This window comes from Arthrobacter sp. CJ23 (genome assembly GCF_024741795.1).
Classification (GTDB): Bacteria; Actinomycetota; Actinomycetes; order Actinomycetales; family Micrococcaceae; genus Arthrobacter.
In genome coordinates, this window is sequence record NZ_CP102950.1 from 3,362,791 (window position 1) to 3,379,455 (window position 16,665).

The window sequence follows — 16,665 nt, forward strand, 5'->3', positions numbered from 1 at the left end:
AAGCGGAAGCGCTACGGAATCGGGACGGGCACGACGCCGAGCGGCGCCAGTTGCGCCGTACCGCCGTCGGGCGCGGAAAGCACCCAGATGCCCTTTTCGTGGACCGCAACGGAGTGCTCCCACTGGCAGGAACGCTTCCCGTCGGTGGTGACCACGGTCCAGTCGTCGTCGAGGGTAGCGGTCTCGATGCCGCCGCGGACCAGCATGGGCTCGATCGCCAGGCACAGGCCCGGGCGGATCTTGGGGCCGCGGTGGCTGGTGCGGTAGTTCAGGACGTCGGGCGCCATGTGCATCTCGGAGCCGATGCCGTGGCCCACGTAGTCCTCCAGGATGCCCAGCGGCTTGCCCGGGACGGAGGAGACGTAGTCGTCCACGGCGTTGCCGATGTCGCCCACGAACTTGCCTTTGGCCAGGCCGGCAATGCCGTGCCACATGGCGGCCTCGGTGACGTCGGAGAGTCGCTGGTCCTCGGGGTCCGCGGTGCCCACGATCACGGTGCGGGCGGAGTCCGAGTGCCAGCCGTCCACGATGCAGCCGCCGTCGATCGAGATGATGTCGCCGTCCTGCAGCACGCGGTCGCCGGGGATGCCGTGGACCACTTCTTCGTTGACCGAGGCGCAGATGGTGGCCGGGAAGCCGTGGTAGCCGAGGAAGTTGGACTTGGCGCCGGCGTCGTTGAGGACCGCGGCGAACACGGCGTCGATGTCCCGGGTGGTGACGCCCGGCTTCGCTGCGGCGACGGCAGCGTCGAGGGCGCGGCTGAGGACCAGTCCGGCCTCATGCATCTTGCGCATCTGCTCGTTGGTCTTGTATTCAATGCGGGGCTGACCGAACGCCATGTTCTCCTCAGGGTGTGTGCTGTGGGAGCCGATCAGGCTCCGTGCTCCAACCATTTTCCCGCATCCGAGAGCGAGGTCGAAATTGGCTCGATTCCCAGGCCCTCGCGGAGGCGGTCCAGGCGGTAGGTCCGCTGCTTGCCGAGCTGGCTCACGGCGTACCGGGTGAGGCGCGGCGCCTTGCCGGTTCCGCGTGCGACGGCCTCGGCCGCCCCGGCCAGCGCCATGGCCGCCGGTCCGGGCAGGTACCGGATCCCGACGTCGGGATGTCCGCTCGCGTCCAGCACCTGCCGGAGCACCGCGCCGAGCGGCACCGGACCGGCGTCGGCCACGTTGACCGCGCTGTTCAGCCCGGATTCGCAGGCCGCGAGCGCCGCCGCAGTGAGGTTGTCGATGTGCGTCAGCTGGTGCAGGATCCCGGAGTGGCCCACGCTGGTGAGCCGGCCGTTGAGGATGGTGGCCAGCAGCCGGGGTAGCAGCGTCCGGTCCCCCGGCCCGTAGACGGCATGCGGACGCAACGCCACGGCGTTGGCGTGCCGGCGTGCCTCCACGTCCGCGAGCGCCTTGCTCCGGCCATAGGCGCCCAGGTGCCGTGACGCCGGCTCCTCCTCCGCGCGGTCCAGGCAGGGTTCCCACCACGGGTAGACGCTCGAACTGGAGATATGCACCAGCCGGGTCCGCGGATACGCTTCCGCCACGGCGCGCGTGCCCAGGACATTGACGCGGTGGAAGGTGCGCGGGTCACCCCAATCGGACACGTGGGCTGCCGCATGCACGACGGCGTCTGCCGCGGGAAGGCGGGCGGGCGGCAGTCCCGCCAGGTCCCAGTAGCTCAGGCCCGGGCCGCGGTTCCGGGCGAAGCGGACCACCTCCCAGCCGCGGGTCTCGGCCGCGAGCGCCACCGCCGCGCCCACGAAGCCGGTGGCTCCCGTGACGGCGACCCTCATGTGTGCGGCGCTCCGCCGGGGGCGGCCGCGCCCTTCAGAACAGGTACCGGTGCTGCAGCCGTGGCGAACAGCTCCCGCAAGGCCTGCCGGTCCGGTTTCCGGTGCCGGCCGCCCACGGGGATCGCGTCCAGCACCCGGATGGCGTCCGGGAGCGCGGACTCGCCGATCAGCTTCGGCAGTTCCCTGCCCAGGCGGACCTTCAGCGCCGCGGCGTCCGTCCCGGCGGCGGCAACCACGGCAAGCCAGACCGCCTCGTCGCCGATGCCGTCCGGCACCCCCACCATCACAGCCTGGGACACCCCCGGCACGCCCGCGATCACGGGCTCGTACAGGGCCGGGTAGATGTTGGTCTTGCCCCGGATGATCATGTCCTTCTTCCGGCCGATCATCACCAGCCGTGCCGTGCCGTCCGGGCCGCCGTGGTCCAGCCTCACCAGGTCTCCCGTGGCGTGCTCCAGCATGTCGCCCTGGCCCAGGTAGCCCTTGCACATGTTGGGGCCGCGGGCCACGAGCTCATAGTCCCCTGCCACCCGGATCCCGACGGCGGGCAGCGGCGCGCCCAGGAAATCGCCCTCGCCGCGCCCGTCCGGGGACGTGAACTCGGCCTCGGCGCCCGAGGCGAAGGCCAGCTTCTCCGCGCCGTCCGCGATGGCGATGGGCAGGAGTTCGGTCATGCCGTAGATGAGCTTGAAGCCAACGCCCGGCAGCAGGCCCATGGCGCGTTCCAGGAACGGCGCCAGCACCGGAGCGGCGCCCAGCATGATGGTCCGGAGCGTGTCCGGGAGCCGGACGCGGCCGGCCTCCACGGCGTCCAGGATCGGCGCCAGCTGGGACGGCACCAGGAAAAGGTGCGTGGCGCCGTCGAACGCTGTCCCCTTCCACGACGCCGGGCCCAGCTCCCCGGCCAGCCGCAGCGGATCGATGTGGGCGGCGAAGCCGTACGCCGGCATGGTCCAGTGCGCGCCGGCGATGAGCGCGGGCAGGCCCATCATGAGCTGCTCGGAGTGGATCCGGTCCCCTGCCGCGAAGGTGCAGCGCTGGGAGAGCTGCCCGAAACCGGCGGCCAGCGAGCCGCGGGTGTGGACCACGCCCTTGGGATGTCCGGTGGTGCCCGAGGTGAAGATGATGACGGCTTCCTGTTCAGGAGCCGCCCCGGGTGCCCCCATCCCGGGCACCTCGGCGGCCCCCGGAACCCGACCGGACGCCATAAGCCGGCTGACCGGCGTCGCGCCCTTCGGCACTCCTGTCAGCCAGGGGCCCGCGTAGTAGTGCCGCACGTCCATGGCCCCGTAGTCCGGCAGCAGCAGGCCACGTCGCCTGGCCAGCGGCCGCAGGGGGCTCCAGGTGCTCAGGGCGTAGAGCAAGGACTCGGCGGCGGCCCAGCGCGGCGCGGCGAGCCCGGCCCGGTCCTTGAAAAGTGCCGGGCCGATGCCGGGGTCGATGAACACGATCGAGCCGCCGGCGCGGACGGCCCCGAGCGCCAGGACGAAGGCCGCGGGGCTGGGCCGGACGGAGAAGAGCATCCGCTCGCCGGGGCCGAAGCCGTCCGCCTGCAGGCCGCGGGCTGTGGCCTCGATGCCGGCCACGAGCTCCGCGTAGCTGATGGTGCGTCCGGGCCGCGGCGCCCGCCCGCCAAACACCTGCCCGCCAAAGGCCCGTCGACCGCGTGCGGGCCTGCCGGGCGCCGTGATGGCCGGGCTGTCCGGATACCTCGCCGCCGCGGCGTACACGGCCGCAATGAGGTCCGTGCCGCCGTCGTTCCCGCCCTGTCCAGCTGTCATTGACTCAGCCCGCATTTCTGTTCAACCAACATTGGCCAGCTCCAGCCGCTTGTAGCTTGGGATCAGCACGCCCCGGCTGACCTGCCGGGCCGGGATCCGCCAGGGGCGTTCCCCGTACCGGTCCAGCAGGGTTTCGATCGTCGAGTTGATCTCGGCCATGGCCAGGGGCATGCCGATGCAGAAGTGGGCCCCGGCGCCGAACCACAGCTGCCGGGCCTGCGGCGGCGTGGCGCGGTCCGGGTCGAAGCCGCCCAGGCACTTGGCGGCGTGGATGGTCGAGAGCAGCAGCCTGTCCCCCGCCCTGAGCCGCACCCCGCCCAGTTCCCCGGGCGCCGTCGCATTGCGGAGCATCATCGGGGACGGGACGGTGAAGCGGAGTGCCTCGTTGACCGCGGCCGGCACGCAGGAACGGTCCGCGGCGAGCTCCGGCAGCCTGCCGCTGTCCGCCAGCAGGGCCACCAGCCGGGGCACGAAGGACACCAGCGTTTCGGTCCCCACCATCACGAACGCACTGACGATGCCCATGGCTTCCTCCTCGCTCATCCCGAGTCCGCGGAGCCGGCCGGGGAAGGTGTCCGGATCGCTGCCGCGGTAGGCGGTCCGTGCCGGGCCGGCCAGGATCCCGACTGCGGCCCTCCCCCGTGCGATCTGCGGCGCCGTGAGCGCGGGGCGGCCCAGCCGGACCATCGAGGAAATGGAGGAGCCGAGGTCGAACAGTTCACGGTTGGGCAGCCGGCCGGGCGCGTCCTCCGGGACGCCAAGCAGCCGCGAGATCACCCCGCCCGCGAGCTCCTTCACGGCACCCACCAGCTCCACGGTGCCGCCGGAACGCAGCTCGGCGTGCAGCCGCTCGTGCAGTCCCGCGGCGGCCGGTTCCACGATGGCGGCCACGGAGCGGGGCGTGAACAGCCCGTTGAGCCTGCGGCGCAGTTCCAGGTGCTCGTGGCCGTCCATGTTGACCAGCGCCTTCGGGCCCACCACCGGGGTCCAGAGCCCGCCGGAGGCCGAGGGACCGTTCTTGACGTACCGTTCCTGGTCCATGAGCACCTGCCGCACCAGCGAGGCCTCGCTGACCAGCACACCCAGGCCCGGGAGCCGGAGCACCGGCCGGAGCGACCCCAGGCCACGGATCAGCGGATACAGGACCGGGTGCGCGCCCAGGTGGAGGCGGCGTTCCCACAGGGCGGCCGGGGTCACCGGATGTCCACGTTCTCCGGTCGGTACCGGTGGTCCGCGTACCAGGCCAGCGTGTTCTTCAGCCCCCAGGCCTTGACCCTTCGCGAGGAACCGTACACCACGACGTTCCGGCGCAGCCCGTAGTTGCGCGTCAGCTTCCGCACCTGGTTGGAGAGCGCCCGGTCCTCGTGGAGGTCCTCGATCCGGGTCCGCGGGAACCCCCCGGAGCGCCGGTACAGGTCCGCCGTGATGGCCATGTTGCAGCCCGGCAGCATCTGGTACGGGCCCTGGTAGCCCTCCCCCTTGTTGCCGGGGCGGATGCGTCCGAAGAAGGAGGCCACCTCCACGGCGAGCAACATCAGGCGCCGCTCGCCCGCCGAGACGCCCTCGTCAAGCCGGGGCACCAGCTGCCCGGCCACCAGTTCCAAGCCGTCGTCGAAGGCGGCCATGATCTTCTCGGTCCAGTCCGGGGCGGCCAGGCAGTCCGAGTCCGTGCGGGCCAGCCAGGTGGCGCCGTGGTCCACGCCGAAACGCATGCCCGTGTCGGCGGCCGCGCCAGTCCCCTTCTGGGCCTCGTGGACCAGGCGGAGGTCCATCCCGGGATGGGCGGCGGCGAATTCGGCCACGATGGCGCAACTCCGGTCCGTGGATCCGTTGTCCACCAGCACCACTGTGAAATCCGGGTTCCGCTGCGCGGTCAGCGAGTCCAGGGTCTGCCGGATCAGCTTCTCCTCGTTGAGCACCGGCACCGCGATGCTCAACGGGTGCGTGGGGGCGGTGCTGTGCAGGGCGTTCACAGCCGCACCACCGCCATGCCCATGCTCACCCCGCCGGCCAGGCCCACCAGGGCCACCAGGTCCCCGGGGCCGCAGCGTCCGCTGTCCATCGCCAGTTTCAGCTGCAGGGGCAGGCTCACGGAGGCCAGGTTTCCGAACTCCTCCACGGCCGGGACCAGCAGTTCGGCCGGCACGCCTGTGCTTTGGGCGAAGACGTCCCGGTAAGGCGCACTGACCTGGTGGACGCAGACCACGGCGAAGTCGCTCCACTGCAGCCCCAGCCCGGCCAGGGTCTCGTCCAGGATGCCGCTGCCCAGGTCAAGGAAGGCGTCCTTGAGCTTTTCGCCGTCCATGGTGAAGTACGTGGCGTCCAGGTCGCGGGGAAAGGCGGAGCCGCCGGCGGCCAGCGTCCCCACGGCCCAGTGGCTGCTCTTGGCGGTGAAGCCCATGGCGAGGATGCCCGCCGTCGGGCTGTCCGCCGTCGGGCTCCCGGCCGGATCGGCGGCTTCGAGCAGCACGGCACAGCCACCGTCGCTCATGGTGTAGCCGGGGAACGCGGAGGCGAACGTGTCGAAGTCCGGCACCTGCCAGCGCACAGCGCGCGACGGCGACTCGCCGCTGGCGATCACCACCCGCCGGTAGCGGCCTGTGGCGATCAGGGCGTCGGCCACTTCGAGGCCGTTGAGGAAACTGTTGCAGGCGTTCTTGACGTCCATGACCGGGCAGCCGAGCCCCAGCTTCGCGGCCACCATGTGTCCGGTGGCCGGCTCCACCATGTCCTGGCTGGCCGAGGCGAAGAGGAGCAGGTCCACGTCCGCGGGCTGGAGCCCGCATTCGGCGAGCAGCTTCGCCGCGGCGTTGGCAGCCAGGTCGGAGGCCTGTTCGGTGTCGGCCATGACGCTCCGGGACCGGATTCCGGTCAGGCGGCCGATCAGTCCCTTGGGCACCCGGAAGCCGGGGCTTTTCTCGCCGATGCGGCGCTCGACGGCGGCGGTGTCCAGCCGGGCGGGCGGCAGGTAGACCTCCAGCCCGGCAATCCGGCTCGTCCCGGATACAGCTCCAAGCATGCTTCTTCCCCCGATATCCAGTCCATGCCTTGACGTCCAGGCCGCCCCATCACGTGCCGGCAGGCTACCCCGGAAAACGAAAAAGGGTGTGTCCCGCACCATGGTACGGGACACACCCTTTTCAGCAGTGTCATGCGGCGGTACTTAGACCGCCTTGGCTGCTTCGATCGCGGCGAGGACGCGGTTGGTGACCTCGTCGATGCCGCCGATGCCGTCAACCTGGGTCAGGATGCCTCGCTCGGCGTACTTGGCCACAACCACCTCGGTCTGCTCGTGGTAGAGGTCCAGGCGGTGGCGGATGACAGCTTCGTTGTCGTCAGAGCGGCCGGTTTCCTTGGCACGGCCCAGGAGGCGTGCAACCAGTTCCTCGTCGTCGGCAGTCAGCTGGAGCACGACGTCGAGCTCCTGCTGGCCTTCGGCCAGAATCTCGTCGAGGTAGTCAACCTGCGCGGTGGTACGCGGGTAACCGTCCAGGAGGAAGCCGTTCTCGACGTCGTCCTGGCTGAGGCGGTCGCGCACCATGTTGTTGGTGACGCTGTCCGGAACGAAGTCGCCGGCGTCCATGTACTTCTTGGCTTCAATGCCCAGTGGGGTTTCGCCCTTGACGTTGGCACGGAAGATGTCGCCGGTGGAGATGGCGACTACGCCCAGGCGCCCGGAAATCCGTTCCGCCTGCGTTCCCTTCCCCGAACCGGGGGGTCCAATGATCAGCATTCTCGTCATCGCAAAAGCCCTTCGTAGTGACGTTGTTGTAGCTGCGCATCAATCTGCTTGACGGTCTCCAGGCCAACACCCACCATGATCAGGATTGAGGTGCCACCGAACGGGAAGTTCTGGTTGGCATTGATCAGGACGAGCGCAACCAGCGGGATCAACGCCACGAAGCCCAGGTAAAGGGCTCCAGGCAGGGTGATCCTGGAAAGCACATACTGCAGGTAGTCCGCGGTCGGTTTACCCGCCCGGATGCCCGGAATGAATCCACCGTACTTCTTCATGTTGTCCGACACTTCTTCAGGATTGAAGGTGATGGCCACGTAGAAGTAGGTGAAGAACACGATCATGGCGAAGTAGAGCGCCATGTAGATGGGGTGGTCGCCGCGGGTGAGGTTGTTGTTGATCCACTCAACCCACGGTGCCAGCTGCTCACCGGCCTTGGGCTGGTTGAACTGTGAGATCAGCCCCGGCAGGTACAGCATGGAGGAAGCGAAGATGACGGGCACCACGCCGGCCATGTTCACCTTGATGGGGATGTAGGTGCTGGTGCCGCCCACAGTCCGACGCCCGATCATGCGCTTGGCGTACTGGACCGGGATGCGGCGCTGCGACTGCTCCACGAACACCACGAGGGCCACGGTGACGAGGCCGATCAGCAGGACCGTGAAGAAGGTGCCCGGGCCCTTGGAGTTCCAGATGGCGCCCAAGGAAAGGGGGAAGCCGGCTGCGATCGAGGTGAAGATGAGCAGCGACATGCCGTTGCCCACACCCTTTTCGGTGACGAGCTCGCCCATCCACATGATGAGGCCGGTACCGGCCGTCAGCGTGATGATGAGCAGGATCGTGGTGATGATGCTCGTGTCAGGAATGATCGGCAGCGCACAGCCGGGCAGCAGCTGGCCGGAACGGGCCAGTGATACCAGCGTGGTGGCGTTGAGCAGACCCAGCGCGATGGTCAGGTACCGCGTGTACTGCGTCAGTTTGGACTGGCCTGAAGCGCCCTCTTCGTAGAGCAGCTGGAAACGGGGAATGACCACCCGGAGCAGCTGCACGATGATGCTGGCCGTGATGTACGGCATGATGCCCAGGGCGAAGACCGAGACCTGCAGCAGCGCGCCGCCACTGAACAGGTTCACGAGCTGGTAAAGGCCCTCTTGGGTTTCGCCGTTCCGCAAACATTGCTGGACATTCTGGTAGTTCACACCAGGCGAGGGGATGAAAGCTCCCAAGCGGAAGATTGTGATGATTCCCAGCGTGAACAACAACTTGCGTCGCAGATCAGGCGTCCGAAACGCCCGGCCGAATGCGCTTAGCAAGCGTCCTCCTGAGTAGAAAGTTCAAGGGTGTTGAAGGGGTCGTTGAAACCCAACACCCGAGTCTAACGGCTCGATGCGCCATGCGAACAATCGACGGACCCCTCCGGACAAAAAAACTCCCGGCATCCAGGGCCGAAGCCCCGCATGCCGGGAGTCTTTTCTACAACGGGCAGATGCCCCACCAGCCCCTTAGAGGGCGGTGGTGGAACCGCCTGCTGCTGCAATCTTTTCAGCTGCGCTGGTGGAGAATGCGTGAGCGGTGACGTCAACCTTGACGGTGATGTCGCCGGTGCCCAGGACCTTGACGGGCTGGTTCTTGCGAACGGCGCCCTTCTCGACCAGGGTCTCAACGGTGACAACGCCACCTTCCGGGAACAGCTCGTTGAGCTTGTCCAGGTTTACAACCTGGAACTCAACCCGGAACGGGTTCTTGAAGCCGCGCAGCTTCGGCAGGCGCATGTGCAGCGGCAGCTGGCCGCCGGCAAAGCCAGCCTTTACCTGGTAGCGGGCCTTCGTACCCTTGGTACCGCGACCAGCGGTCTTACCCTTGGAGCCTTCACCACGACCAACACGGGTCTTGGCGGTCTTGGCACCCGGGGCGGGACGCAGGTGGTGGACCTTCAGAGCGTTCTGCTTCTCAGCAGCCTCTGCGGCGGTCTTGTTCTCTGCCATTACTTCGCCTCCTCTACAATCACGAGGTGCGGAACCGTGTTGAGCATGCCCACGGTCACGGCGTCGGCGGTGCGGACAACGGTGTGTCCGATCCGCTTCAGGCCGAGGGACCGCAGGGTCTCGCGCTGGTTCTGCTTGGCGCCAATGACGCCCTTGATCTGGGTGATCTCCAACTTGGCGTCGGAGGGGATCAGGTTCTTAGCCATGACTAGGCACCTGCCTTCTGGTTCAGGAGTGCGCGCACCAGTGCCGGAGGAGCAACTTCGTCAAGCGGCAGGCCGCGGCGTGCTGCCACTGCTGCCGGCTCTTCGAGGCGCTTCAGGGCGTCAACGGTCGCGTGAACGATGTTGATGGCGTTCGAAGAACCGAGCGACTTGGAGAGGATGTCGTGGATGCCCACGCACTCCAGTACTGCACGGACCGGACCACCGGCGATAACACCGGTACCGGCGGAAGCCGGGCGCAGCATGACTACGCCAGCTGCTGCCTCACCCTGCACGCGGTGCGGGATGGTGTTGCCAACGCGGGGAACGCGGAAGAAGGACTTCTTGGCCTCTTCAACGCCCTTTGCGATAGCCGCAGGAACTTCCTTAGCCTTGCCGTAGCCGACGCCGACCATGCCGTTGCCGTCACCGACGACGACCAGAGCGGTGAAGCTGAAGCGACGACCACCCTTGACGACCTTGGCAACGCGGTTGATGGTTACAACACGCTCTACGAACTGGCTCTTCTCGGCTTCACGGCCGCCGTCGCGGCCACCACGGCCACCACGGTCGCCGCGGCCCTGGCCACGCTCGCCGCGCTCGCCACGACGGGCGCCACGGCGGTCGTCGGTAGCGGCAGCGGTCTCAGTTGCTTCAGCAGCTACAGCTTCAGTCACCTGAATGTCCTTTTCGTTATTCTCAACGGTCACAGTGCCAGCCCACCTTCGCGAGCACCGTCAGCGACGGCGGCGATGCGGCCGTGGTACTTGTTACCACCGCGGTCGAAGACAACAGCCTCGACGCCTGCAGCCTTCGCACGTGCGGCAACGAGCTCGCCGACGCGCTTGGCCTTGGCAGTCTTGTCGCCGTCGAATGCACGCAGGTCCGCTTCCAGGGTGGAAGCGTAAGCCACGGTTACACCCTTGCTGTCATCGACAACCTGGACGAACATGTGGCGTGCGGAGCGGTTGACGACCAGACGAGGACGTGCAGCCGTGCCGGTGATGCGCTTGCGGATACGAAGCTGGCGACGGCTGCGTGCAGCAGACTTGCTCTTGTTCGTACGCTTCTTGTTAATTGCGATGGCCATGGTTTACTTACCAGCCTTTCCGACCTTGCGGCGGATGACTTCGCCGGCGTAACGGACACCCTTGCCCTTGTAGGGGTCAGGCTTGCGCAGCTTGCGAATGTTGGCAGCAACCTCGCCGACCTGCTGCTTGGAGATACCAGCGACGGAGAGCTTGGTCGGACCCTCTACCGTGAAGGTGATGCCCTCGGGAGCCGAGATGTTGACCGGGTGGCTGAAGCCCAGAGCGAACTCCAGGTCAGCGCCCTTGGCCTGAACGCGGTAACCGGTACCGACGATTTCAAGCTTCTTCTCGTAGCCCTTGGTGACGCCCTCGATCATGTTGGCGATCAGGGTGCGGGTCAGGCCATGCAGCGAACGCGAAGCGCGCTCGTCGTTCGGGCGGGTGACAGTCAGGGTGTTCTCGTCCAGGGTGACCTCGATCGGGCTGGCTACAGTGTGGCTCAGCTCGCCCTTGGTGCCCTTGACGTTGATGACAGAGCCATCAACCTTGACTTCAACGCCGGCAGGAACGGTGATGGGGAGACGTCCAATACGTGACATTATTCTCTTCCTTTCCCGTTACCAGACGTACGCGAGGACTTCGCCGCCCACGCCCTTCTTGCCGGCCTGCTTGTCAGTCAGGAGGCCGGAAGAGGTGGACAGGATTGCGATACCCAGGCCACCCAGCACGTGCGGCAGGTTGGTGGACTTCGCGTAAACGCGGAGGCCGGGCTTGGAAATACGGCGAACGCCAGCGATGGAACGCTCGCGGTTCGGACCGAACTTCAGGTCGATGGTCAGCTTCTTGCCAACCTCGGCTTCTTCTTCCTTCCAAGCAGCGATGTAGCCTTCTGCCTTCAGGATGTCGGCAACGCGTGCCTTGAGCTTGCTGTACGGCATGCTCACGGTGTCGTGGTATGCCGAGTTTGCATTGCGCAGACGCGTAAGCATGTCTGCGACAGGATCTGTCATAGTCATTGTGGGCTCTTGCCCTTCCTCGTACTGGTTTCCTCGCTGCTGCCTGAAGCCTCAGCGAAGGACCTGTTACGTAGTTAGATTAGTCTTCGGCCTTGAACGGGAAACCAAGCGCCTTGAGCAGCGCACGGCCTTCGTCATCGGTCTTGGCAGTGGTGACAACCGTGATGTCCATACCGCGAACGCGGTCGATGGAGTCCTGGTCGATCTCGTGGAACATAACCTGCTCGGTCAGACCGAAGGTGTAGTTGCCGTTGCCATCGAACTGACGGCCGTTGAGGCCGCGGAAGTCACGGATACGCGGCAGTGCCAGCGTGACCAGACGGTCCACGAATTCCCACATGCGGTCGCCACGCAAAGTTGCGTGTGCACCGATCGGCATGCCTTCGCGCAGCTTGAACTGTGCGATCGACTTGCGGGCCTTGGTTACCTGCGGCTTCTGGCCGGTGATCAGGGTGAGGTCGCGGACAGCGCCGTCGATCAGCTTGGAGTCCTTGGCGGCATCTCCAACACCCATGTTCACAACAACCTTCACCAGGCGGGGAACCTGGTTGACGTTCTCGTACTTGAATTCCTCAAGAAGGGACTTCTTGATGGAATCGGCGTACTTGGTCTTCAGACGCGGAACGATCTTTACCGGAGTCTCGAGAGTCTCAGTCATTAGATGTCCTTCCCGGAAGCCTTGGACACGCGGATACGGACGGTCTTTGCGACGCCATCCTTCTCAACGGTCTCAATACGGAAACCAACGCGGGTCGGCTTCTTGGTGGACGGGTCAACGAGAGCAACGTTCGAAACGTGGATCGGGGCCTCAACGACCTCGATGCCGCCGGTGGTGGTGCCGCGCTGCGACTGACCGACCTTGTTGTGCTTCGTTACGCGGTTAACGCCTTCAACCAACACGCGGTTGGTGTCGGTGAATACGCGCAAGACCTTGCCCTGCTTGCCGCGGTCTCCGCCGCGTTCCTGCTTGGCACCGGTGATGACCTGAACGAGGTCACCCTTCTTGATCTTAGCCATGGACTAAAGCACCTCCGGGGCCAGCGAAACGATCTTCATGAACTTCTTGTCGCGAAGTTCACGACCAACCGGGCCGAAGATACGGGTACCGCGGGGGTCACCGTCGTTCTTCAGGATCACAGCTGCGTTTTCGTCAAACTTGATGTAGGAACCATCCGCACGGCGGCGTTCCTTCTTGGTACGGACGATGACCGCCTTAACGACGTCGCCCTTCTTTACGTTGCCGCCAGGGATAGCGTCCTTGACGGTAGCGACGATGACGTCGCCGATGCCTGCGTAGCGACGGCCGGATCCACCGAGAACGCGGATGGTAAGGATTTCCTTAGCACCCGTGTTGTCGGCGACCTTCAGTCGCGACTCCTGCTGAATCAATTTTTACTCCTTGCGTCGCGCCGGTTCTCAGACCGAAATGGTGCATACGGAATGAGCCTTGCGGAACGGTTGATCGGGGTGTCTCTTGACTTGCCTGGATTTTGCCAGAGCAAGCCTAAACGCCCGTGCCAAAAGCATCAGCTTCCCTTGCAGAAAACTCTGCGCGGGGCAGTATGCCAGGGCACGATTGTTTACGAGGTAATGGACAACGCACTATTGGCGCCATACAAACTCAATATCCTAGCACGTTCCGGCCCAAGAGCCGAAACGGGGAAAGGCCCGCGTTCCATGCGGAACGCGGGCCTTTCCAGTCAATCCAGGCCGGGCACGCCCGGCAGGGATTTACTTGGCCTTTTCGAGGATCTCGACCAGACGCCACCGCTTGGTAGCGGACAGCGGGCGGGTCTCGGCGATGAGAACGAGGTCGCCGATGCCGGCGGTGTTCTCTTCGTCGTGAGCCTTGATCTTCGAGGTGCGGCGAATAACCTTGCCGTACAGAGCGTGCTTCACGCGGTCTTCAACCTGAACAACGATGGTCTTTTCCATCTTGTCAGAGACAACGTAGCCGCGACGCGTCTTACGGTAACCGCGCTGTTCAGCGCTGGCTGCTGCTTCCGTCACAGTTTCCTTCTCGCTCACTTGGAGTCCTCTCCAGCTTCAGCCTTGGCTTCTGCCTTCTTGGACTTCTTTTCTTCCTTGGCTTCCACAACCGGTGCGGCAACCTCGGCACGAATGCCCAGTTCGCGCTCACGGAGAACGGTGTAGATGCGTGCGATGTCCTTCTTTACCGCGCGCAGACGACCGTGGTTCTCCAGCTGTCCGGTGGCGGACTGGAAACGCAGGTTGAACAGCTCTTCCTTGGACTTGCGGAGTTCTTCAACGAGACGCTCGTTGTCGAAACCGTCCAGCTGTGCGGGTGCGAGATCCTTCGACCCTACTGCCATTTCTATTCACCACCTTCGCGACGCACAATGCGTGCCTTCAACGGGAGCTTGTGGATTGCCAGGCGCAGTGCCTCGCGAGCTACCTCTTCATTGACACCGGAGAGTTCGAAGAGAACCCGGCCCGGCTTGACGTTTGCGACCCACCATTCCGGAGAACCCTTACCGGAACCCATTCGGGTTTCGGCAGGCTTCTTCGTCAGCGGACGGTCCGGGTAGATGTTGATCCAGACCTTGCCGCCACGCTTGATGTGGCGGGTCATCGCGATACGGGCAGACTCGATCTGACGGTTCGTCACGTATGCCGGGCTGAGGGCCTGGATACCGAACTCACCGAAAGTGACCTTGGTGCCGCCGGTTGCAGCGCCCGAACGACCCGGGTGGTGCTGCTTGCGGTGCTTGACTCGACGTGGGATAAGCATTTAAGCCTGTCCTCCTTCTGCAGCAGCGGGTGCTGCCTCAGCTGCCGGAGCTTCAGCTGCAGCGGGTGCTGCGTCAGCTGCCGGACGGTCGGTACGACGACGACGGTCACCGCGGTCAGCGCCACCCGGGCGGCCCGGGCGGTCGCTGGCACCACGGCCGCGGGACGGAGCAGCAGCTGCCTGCTGTGCCAGTTCCTTGGCGGTGACGTCACCCTTGTAGATCCAGACCTTCACACCGATGCGGCCGAAGGTGGTCTTGGCTTCGTAGAAGCCGTAGTCGATGTTCGCGCGGAGGGTGTGCAGGGGCACACGGCCTTCGCGGTAGAACTCCGAGCGGGACATTTCCGCGCCGCCCAGTCGACCCGAGCAAGCAATACGGATGCCCTTGGCACCTGCGCGCTGTGCGGACTGCATGGCCTTCTTCATCGCACGGCGGAATGCCACGCGGGAAGTCAGCTGTTCTGCAACGCCCTGGGCAACAAGCTGTGCTTCCATCTCGGGGTTCTTGACCTCGAGGATGTTCAGCTGAACCTGCTTGCCGGTGAGCTTTTCGAGCTCGCCGCGGATGCGGTCTGCTTCGGCGCCGCGGCGGCCGATGACGATGCCCGGGCGGGCCGTGTGGATGTCCACGCGGACACGGTCACGGGTGCGCTCGATTTCGACCTTGGCGATGCCGGCGCGCTCCATGCCCGTGGACATAAGCTGGCGGATCTTGATGTCTTCGCGAACGAAGTCCTTGTAGCGCTGTCCCGGCTTGTTGCTGTCGGCGAACCAGTGCGAAACGTGGTCCGTCGTGATGCCGAGTCGGAACCCGTGCGGGTTTACTTTCTGTCCCACTTAGCGAGCCTCCTCTTTCTCCGGGGTAGCGACTACCACGGTGATGTGGCTGGTGCGCTTCTTGATCTGAAATGCACGACCCTGGGCACGCGGCTGGAACCGCTTCATGGTCGGGCCTTCATCAACAAACGCTTCGCTGATGATGAGGTCACCTTCGTCAAACGCAACACCGTCGCGGTCCGCGAGGACCCGGGCGTTGGCGATTGCCGACTGAACTACCTTGAATACCGGCTCCGAAGCTGCCTGGGGGGCAAACTTCAGAATTGCCAGAGCCTCATTCGCTTGCTTACCACGAACAAGGTTGACGACGCGCCGGGCCTTCATAGGCGTTACGCGGATGTGACGCGCAATTGCCTTGGCTTCCATTGCTTTCCTTCTCTCGTCTATGACGTAAGTGCAGGCGCCTAGCGGCGCTTGCCCTTACGGTCGTCCTTGACATGGCCGCGGAATGTCCGCGTGGGAGCGAATTCGCCGAGCTTGTGCCCGACCATCGACTCAGTGACAAACACGGGGATGTGCTTGCGTCCGTCGTGAACGGCGATCGTGTGTCCGAGCATGTCGGGGATGATCATCGAACGGCGGGACCAGGTCTTGATGACGTTCTTGGTGCCCTTATCGTTTTCCCGTGCGACCTTCACAAAGAGGTGCTGGTCAACGAAAGGACCTTTTTTCAGGCTGCGTGGCATGTGTCCAGGCTCCTATCGCTTGTTCTTGCCAGTACGGCGGCGACGCACAATAAGCTTGTCGCTCTCTTTGTTCGGGCGGCGGGTGCGGCCTTCACGCTTACCGTTCGGGTTGACGGGGTGACGTCCACCGGACGTCTTACCCTCGCCACCACCGTGCGGGTGGTCGACCGGGTTCATGGCGACACCACGGACGGTCGGGCGAACGCCCTTCCAGCGCATACGGCCGGCCTTGCCCCAGTTGATGTTCGACTGCTCGGCGTTGCCGACCTCGCCGACGGTTGCGCGGCAGCGCACGTCAACGTTGCGGATTTCACCGGAAGGCAGACGCAGCTGGGCGAAACGGCCTTCCTTGGCGACGAGCTGTACCGAAGCACCGGCGGAGCGGGCCATCTTGGCGCCGCCACCCGGACGCAGTTCAACTGCGTGGATGGTGGTACCAACCGGGATGTTGCGCAGCGGCAGGTTGTTGCCCGGCTTGATGTCAGCGTCGGGGCCAGCCTCGACGAAGTCACCCTGGGACAGCTTGTTCGGGGCGATGATGTAACGCTTGGTGCCATCAACGTAGTGCAGGAGGGCGATGCGAGCCGTGCGGTTCGGATCGTACTCGATTTCTGCAACGCGGGCGTTGACGCCGTCCTTGTCGTGGCGACGGAAGTCGATCAGACGGTACTGGCGCTTGTGGCCACCACCCTTGTGACGGGTGGTGATCTTACCGGTGTTGTTACGGCCGCCAGTCTTGTGCAGCGGACGCAGCAACGACTTTTCCGGAGTCGATCGCGTGATTTCAGCGAAGTCGGCTACGCTCGAGCCACGACGGCCCGGGGTAGTCGGCTTGTATTTACGGATTCCCATAAT

General features: G+C 65.3%; 24 protein-coding genes. All 24 read right to left on the reverse strand.

Translation table 11 applies throughout. From position 1 onward, the window contains the following. Window positions 1-11 precede the first annotated feature (11 nt). Window positions 12-839, reverse strand: coding sequence for a type I methionyl aminopeptidase (map, locus tag NVV90_RS15075; RefSeq protein ID WP_258441201.1), 828 nt, complete (start codon window positions 837-839; stop codon window positions 12-14). A 32-nt stretch (window positions 840-871) separates the two neighbouring features. After that, a complete protein-coding gene (locus tag NVV90_RS15080) occupies window positions 872-1,783 on the reverse strand; it encodes an NAD(P)-dependent oxidoreductase (protein WP_258438074.1) in 912 nt (303 codons plus the stop codon). Next, window positions 1,780-3,564 (reverse strand): class I adenylate-forming enzyme family protein, encoded by a 1,785-nt coding sequence (locus NVV90_RS15085; protein ID WP_258438075.1) that lies wholly within the window; start codon window positions 3,562-3,564, stop codon window positions 1,780-1,782. The genes NVV90_RS15080 and NVV90_RS15085 overlap by 4 nt, the downstream gene beginning before the upstream one ends. Before the next feature lie 21 nt (window positions 3,565-3,585). Next, window positions 3,586-4,761: a cytochrome P450 gene (locus NVV90_RS15090; protein WP_258438077.1), complete on the reverse strand. Its 1,176-nt coding sequence runs from the start codon at window positions 4,759-4,761 to the stop codon at window positions 3,586-3,588. Next, window positions 4,758-5,537 carry a glycosyltransferase family 2 protein gene (locus NVV90_RS15095; protein WP_258438079.1) on the reverse strand — a complete coding sequence of 260 codons (780 nt, stop codon included), beginning with the start codon at window positions 5,535-5,537 and terminating at the stop codon, window positions 4,758-4,760. Before NVV90_RS15095 ends, NVV90_RS15090 begins: the two co-directional genes overlap by 4 nt. Then, window positions 5,534-6,583, reverse strand: coding sequence for a 3-oxoacyl-ACP synthase III family protein (locus NVV90_RS15100; protein WP_258438080.1), 1,050 nt, complete (start codon window positions 6,581-6,583; stop codon window positions 5,534-5,536). Before NVV90_RS15100 ends, NVV90_RS15095 begins: the two co-directional genes overlap by 4 nt. A 144-nt stretch (window positions 6,584-6,727) precedes the next feature. Further along, the gene (locus NVV90_RS15105; RefSeq protein WP_258441202.1) at window positions 6,728-7,297 is read right to left on the reverse strand and encodes an adenylate kinase; all 570 of its coding nucleotides are present in this window, start codon (window positions 7,295-7,297) and stop codon (window positions 6,728-6,730) included. A gap of 5 nt (window positions 7,298-7,302) precedes the next feature. Continuing rightward, a complete protein-coding gene (gene secY / locus NVV90_RS15110; protein ID WP_258438081.1) occupies window positions 7,303-8,613 on the reverse strand; it encodes a preprotein translocase subunit SecY in 1,311 nt (436 codons plus the stop codon). Window positions 8,614-8,802: 189 nt separating this feature from the next. Further along, window positions 8,803-9,285 carry a 50S ribosomal protein L15 gene (gene rplO / locus NVV90_RS15115; RefSeq protein ID WP_258438082.1) on the reverse strand — a complete coding sequence of 161 codons (483 nt, stop codon included), beginning with the start codon at window positions 9,283-9,285 and terminating at the stop codon, window positions 8,803-8,805. Further along, a complete protein-coding gene (rpmD, locus tag NVV90_RS15120; RefSeq protein WP_258438083.1) occupies window positions 9,285-9,491 on the reverse strand; it encodes a 50S ribosomal protein L30 in 207 nt (68 codons plus the stop codon). Before rpmD ends, rplO begins: the two co-directional genes overlap by 1 nt. Window positions 9,492-9,493: 2 nt before the next feature. Continuing rightward, a complete protein-coding gene (gene rpsE, locus NVV90_RS15125) occupies window positions 9,494-10,165 on the reverse strand; it encodes a 30S ribosomal protein S5 (RefSeq protein ID WP_258438084.1) in 672 nt (223 codons plus the stop codon). A gap of 29 nt (window positions 10,166-10,194) precedes the next feature. After that, window positions 10,195-10,578 carry a 50S ribosomal protein L18 gene (rplR, locus tag NVV90_RS15130; protein WP_258438085.1) on the reverse strand — a complete coding sequence of 128 codons (384 nt, stop codon included), beginning with the start codon at window positions 10,576-10,578 and terminating at the stop codon, window positions 10,195-10,197. A 3-nt stretch (window positions 10,579-10,581) separates the two neighbouring features. Further along, entirely contained in the window at window positions 10,582-11,118 is a 537-nt protein-coding gene (gene rplF / locus NVV90_RS15135) for a 50S ribosomal protein L6 (protein WP_258438086.1), read from the reverse strand. 18 nt (window positions 11,119-11,136) lie between these two features. Continuing rightward, the gene (rpsH, locus tag NVV90_RS15140) at window positions 11,137-11,535 is read right to left on the reverse strand and encodes a 30S ribosomal protein S8 (RefSeq protein WP_028265096.1); all 399 of its coding nucleotides are present in this window, start codon (window positions 11,533-11,535) and stop codon (window positions 11,137-11,139) included. Between the two features lie 79 nt (window positions 11,536-11,614). Then, window positions 11,615-12,193: a 50S ribosomal protein L5 gene (rplE, locus tag NVV90_RS15145; RefSeq protein ID WP_207615005.1), complete on the reverse strand. Its 579-nt coding sequence runs from the start codon at window positions 12,191-12,193 to the stop codon at window positions 11,615-11,617. Beyond that, a complete protein-coding gene (gene rplX / locus NVV90_RS15150; protein WP_258438087.1) occupies window positions 12,193-12,552 on the reverse strand; it encodes a 50S ribosomal protein L24 in 360 nt (119 codons plus the stop codon). Before rplX ends, rplE begins: the two co-directional genes overlap by 1 nt. A 3-nt stretch (window positions 12,553-12,555) precedes the next feature. Next, entirely contained in the window at window positions 12,556-12,924 is a 369-nt protein-coding gene (rplN, locus tag NVV90_RS15155) for a 50S ribosomal protein L14 (protein ID WP_003803789.1), read from the reverse strand. Between the two features lie 342 nt (window positions 12,925-13,266). Then, a complete protein-coding gene (gene rpsQ, locus NVV90_RS15160) occupies window positions 13,267-13,563 on the reverse strand; it encodes a 30S ribosomal protein S17 (protein ID WP_070350367.1) in 297 nt (98 codons plus the stop codon). Beyond that, on the reverse strand, window positions 13,560-13,868 hold the full coding sequence (gene rpmC, locus NVV90_RS20975; RefSeq protein ID WP_207615003.1) for a 50S ribosomal protein L29: 309 nt from the start codon (window positions 13,866-13,868) through the stop codon (window positions 13,560-13,562). The genes rpsQ and rpmC overlap by 4 nt, the downstream gene beginning before the upstream one ends. A 2-nt stretch (window positions 13,869-13,870) precedes the next feature. Further along, window positions 13,871-14,287, reverse strand: coding sequence for a 50S ribosomal protein L16 (gene rplP / locus NVV90_RS15170; RefSeq protein WP_077490645.1), 417 nt, complete (start codon window positions 14,285-14,287; stop codon window positions 13,871-13,873). Further along, window positions 14,288-15,124, reverse strand: coding sequence for a 30S ribosomal protein S3 (gene rpsC, locus NVV90_RS15175; RefSeq protein WP_258438089.1), 837 nt, complete (start codon window positions 15,122-15,124; stop codon window positions 14,288-14,290). After that, window positions 15,125-15,490 (reverse strand): 50S ribosomal protein L22, encoded by a 366-nt coding sequence (gene rplV / locus NVV90_RS15180; RefSeq protein WP_056737807.1) that lies wholly within the window; start codon window positions 15,488-15,490, stop codon window positions 15,125-15,127. A 38-nt stretch (window positions 15,491-15,528) separates the two neighbouring features. Further along, complete coding sequence (gene rpsS, locus NVV90_RS15185) at window positions 15,529-15,810, reverse strand: 30S ribosomal protein S19 (protein WP_011775591.1); 282 nt, start codon at window positions 15,808-15,810, stop codon at window positions 15,529-15,531. Between the two features lie 12 nt (window positions 15,811-15,822). After that, window positions 15,823-16,662: a 50S ribosomal protein L2 gene (rplB, locus tag NVV90_RS15190; RefSeq protein WP_258438091.1), complete on the reverse strand. Its 840-nt coding sequence runs from the start codon at window positions 16,660-16,662 to the stop codon at window positions 15,823-15,825. Window positions 16,663-16,665: the final 3 nt, after the last annotated feature.

Bases quoted from the DNA above. Each gene is read 5' to 3' on its own strand.
- map (WP_258441201.1), bottom strand. From the start codon at position 839: ATGGCGTTCGGTCAGCCCCGCATTGAATACAAGACCAACGAGCAGATG.
- NVV90_RS15080 (WP_258438074.1), bottom strand. From the start codon at position 1,783: ATGAGGGTCGCCGTCACGGGAGCCACCGGCTTCGTGGGCGCGGCGGTG.
- NVV90_RS15085 (WP_258438075.1), bottom strand. From the start codon at position 3,564: ATGACAGCTGGACAGGGCGGGAACGACGGCGGCACGGACCTCATTGCG.
- NVV90_RS15100 (WP_258438080.1), bottom strand. From the start codon at position 6,583: ATGCTTGGAGCTGTATCCGGGACGAGCCGGATTGCCGGGCTGGAGGTC.
- NVV90_RS15105 (WP_258441202.1), bottom strand. From the start codon at position 7,297: ATGCTGATCATTGGACCCCCCGGTTCGGGGAAGGGAACGCAGGCGGAA.
- rplO (WP_258438082.1), bottom strand. From the start codon at position 9,285: ATGGCAGAGAACAAGACCGCCGCAGAGGCTGCTGAGAAGCAGAACGCT.
- rpmD (WP_258438083.1), bottom strand. From the start codon at position 9,491: ATGGCTAAGAACCTGATCCCCTCCGACGCCAAGTTGGAGATCACCCAG.
- rplR (WP_258438085.1), bottom strand. From the start codon at position 10,578: ATGGCCATCGCAATTAACAAGAAGCGTACGAACAAGAGCAAGTCTGCT.
- rplF (WP_258438086.1), bottom strand. From the start codon at position 11,118: ATGTCACGTATTGGACGTCTCCCCATCACCGTTCCTGCCGGCGTTGAA.
- rpsH (WP_028265096.1), bottom strand. From the start codon at position 11,535: ATGACTATGACAGATCCTGTCGCAGACATGCTTACGCGTCTGCGCAAT.
- rplE (WP_207615005.1), bottom strand. From the start codon at position 12,193: ATGACTGAGACTCTCGAGACTCCGGTAAAGATCGTTCCGCGTCTGAAG.
- rplX (WP_258438087.1), bottom strand. From the start codon at position 12,552: ATGGCTAAGATCAAGAAGGGTGACCTCGTTCAGGTCATCACCGGTGCC.
- rpmC (WP_207615003.1), bottom strand. From the start codon at position 13,868: ATGGCAGTAGGGTCGAAGGATCTCGCACCCGCACAGCTGGACGGTTTC.
- rplP (WP_077490645.1), bottom strand. From the start codon at position 14,287: ATGCTTATCCCACGTCGAGTCAAGCACCGCAAGCAGCACCACCCGGGT.
- rplV (WP_056737807.1), bottom strand. From the start codon at position 15,490: ATGGAAGCCAAGGCAATTGCGCGTCACATCCGCGTAACGCCTATGAAG.
- rpsS (WP_011775591.1), bottom strand. From the start codon at position 15,810: ATGCCACGCAGCCTGAAAAAAGGTCCTTTCGTTGACCAGCACCTCTTT.
- rplB (WP_258438091.1), bottom strand. From the start codon at position 16,662: ATGGGAATCCGTAAATACAAGCCGACTACCCCGGGCCGTCGTGGCTCG.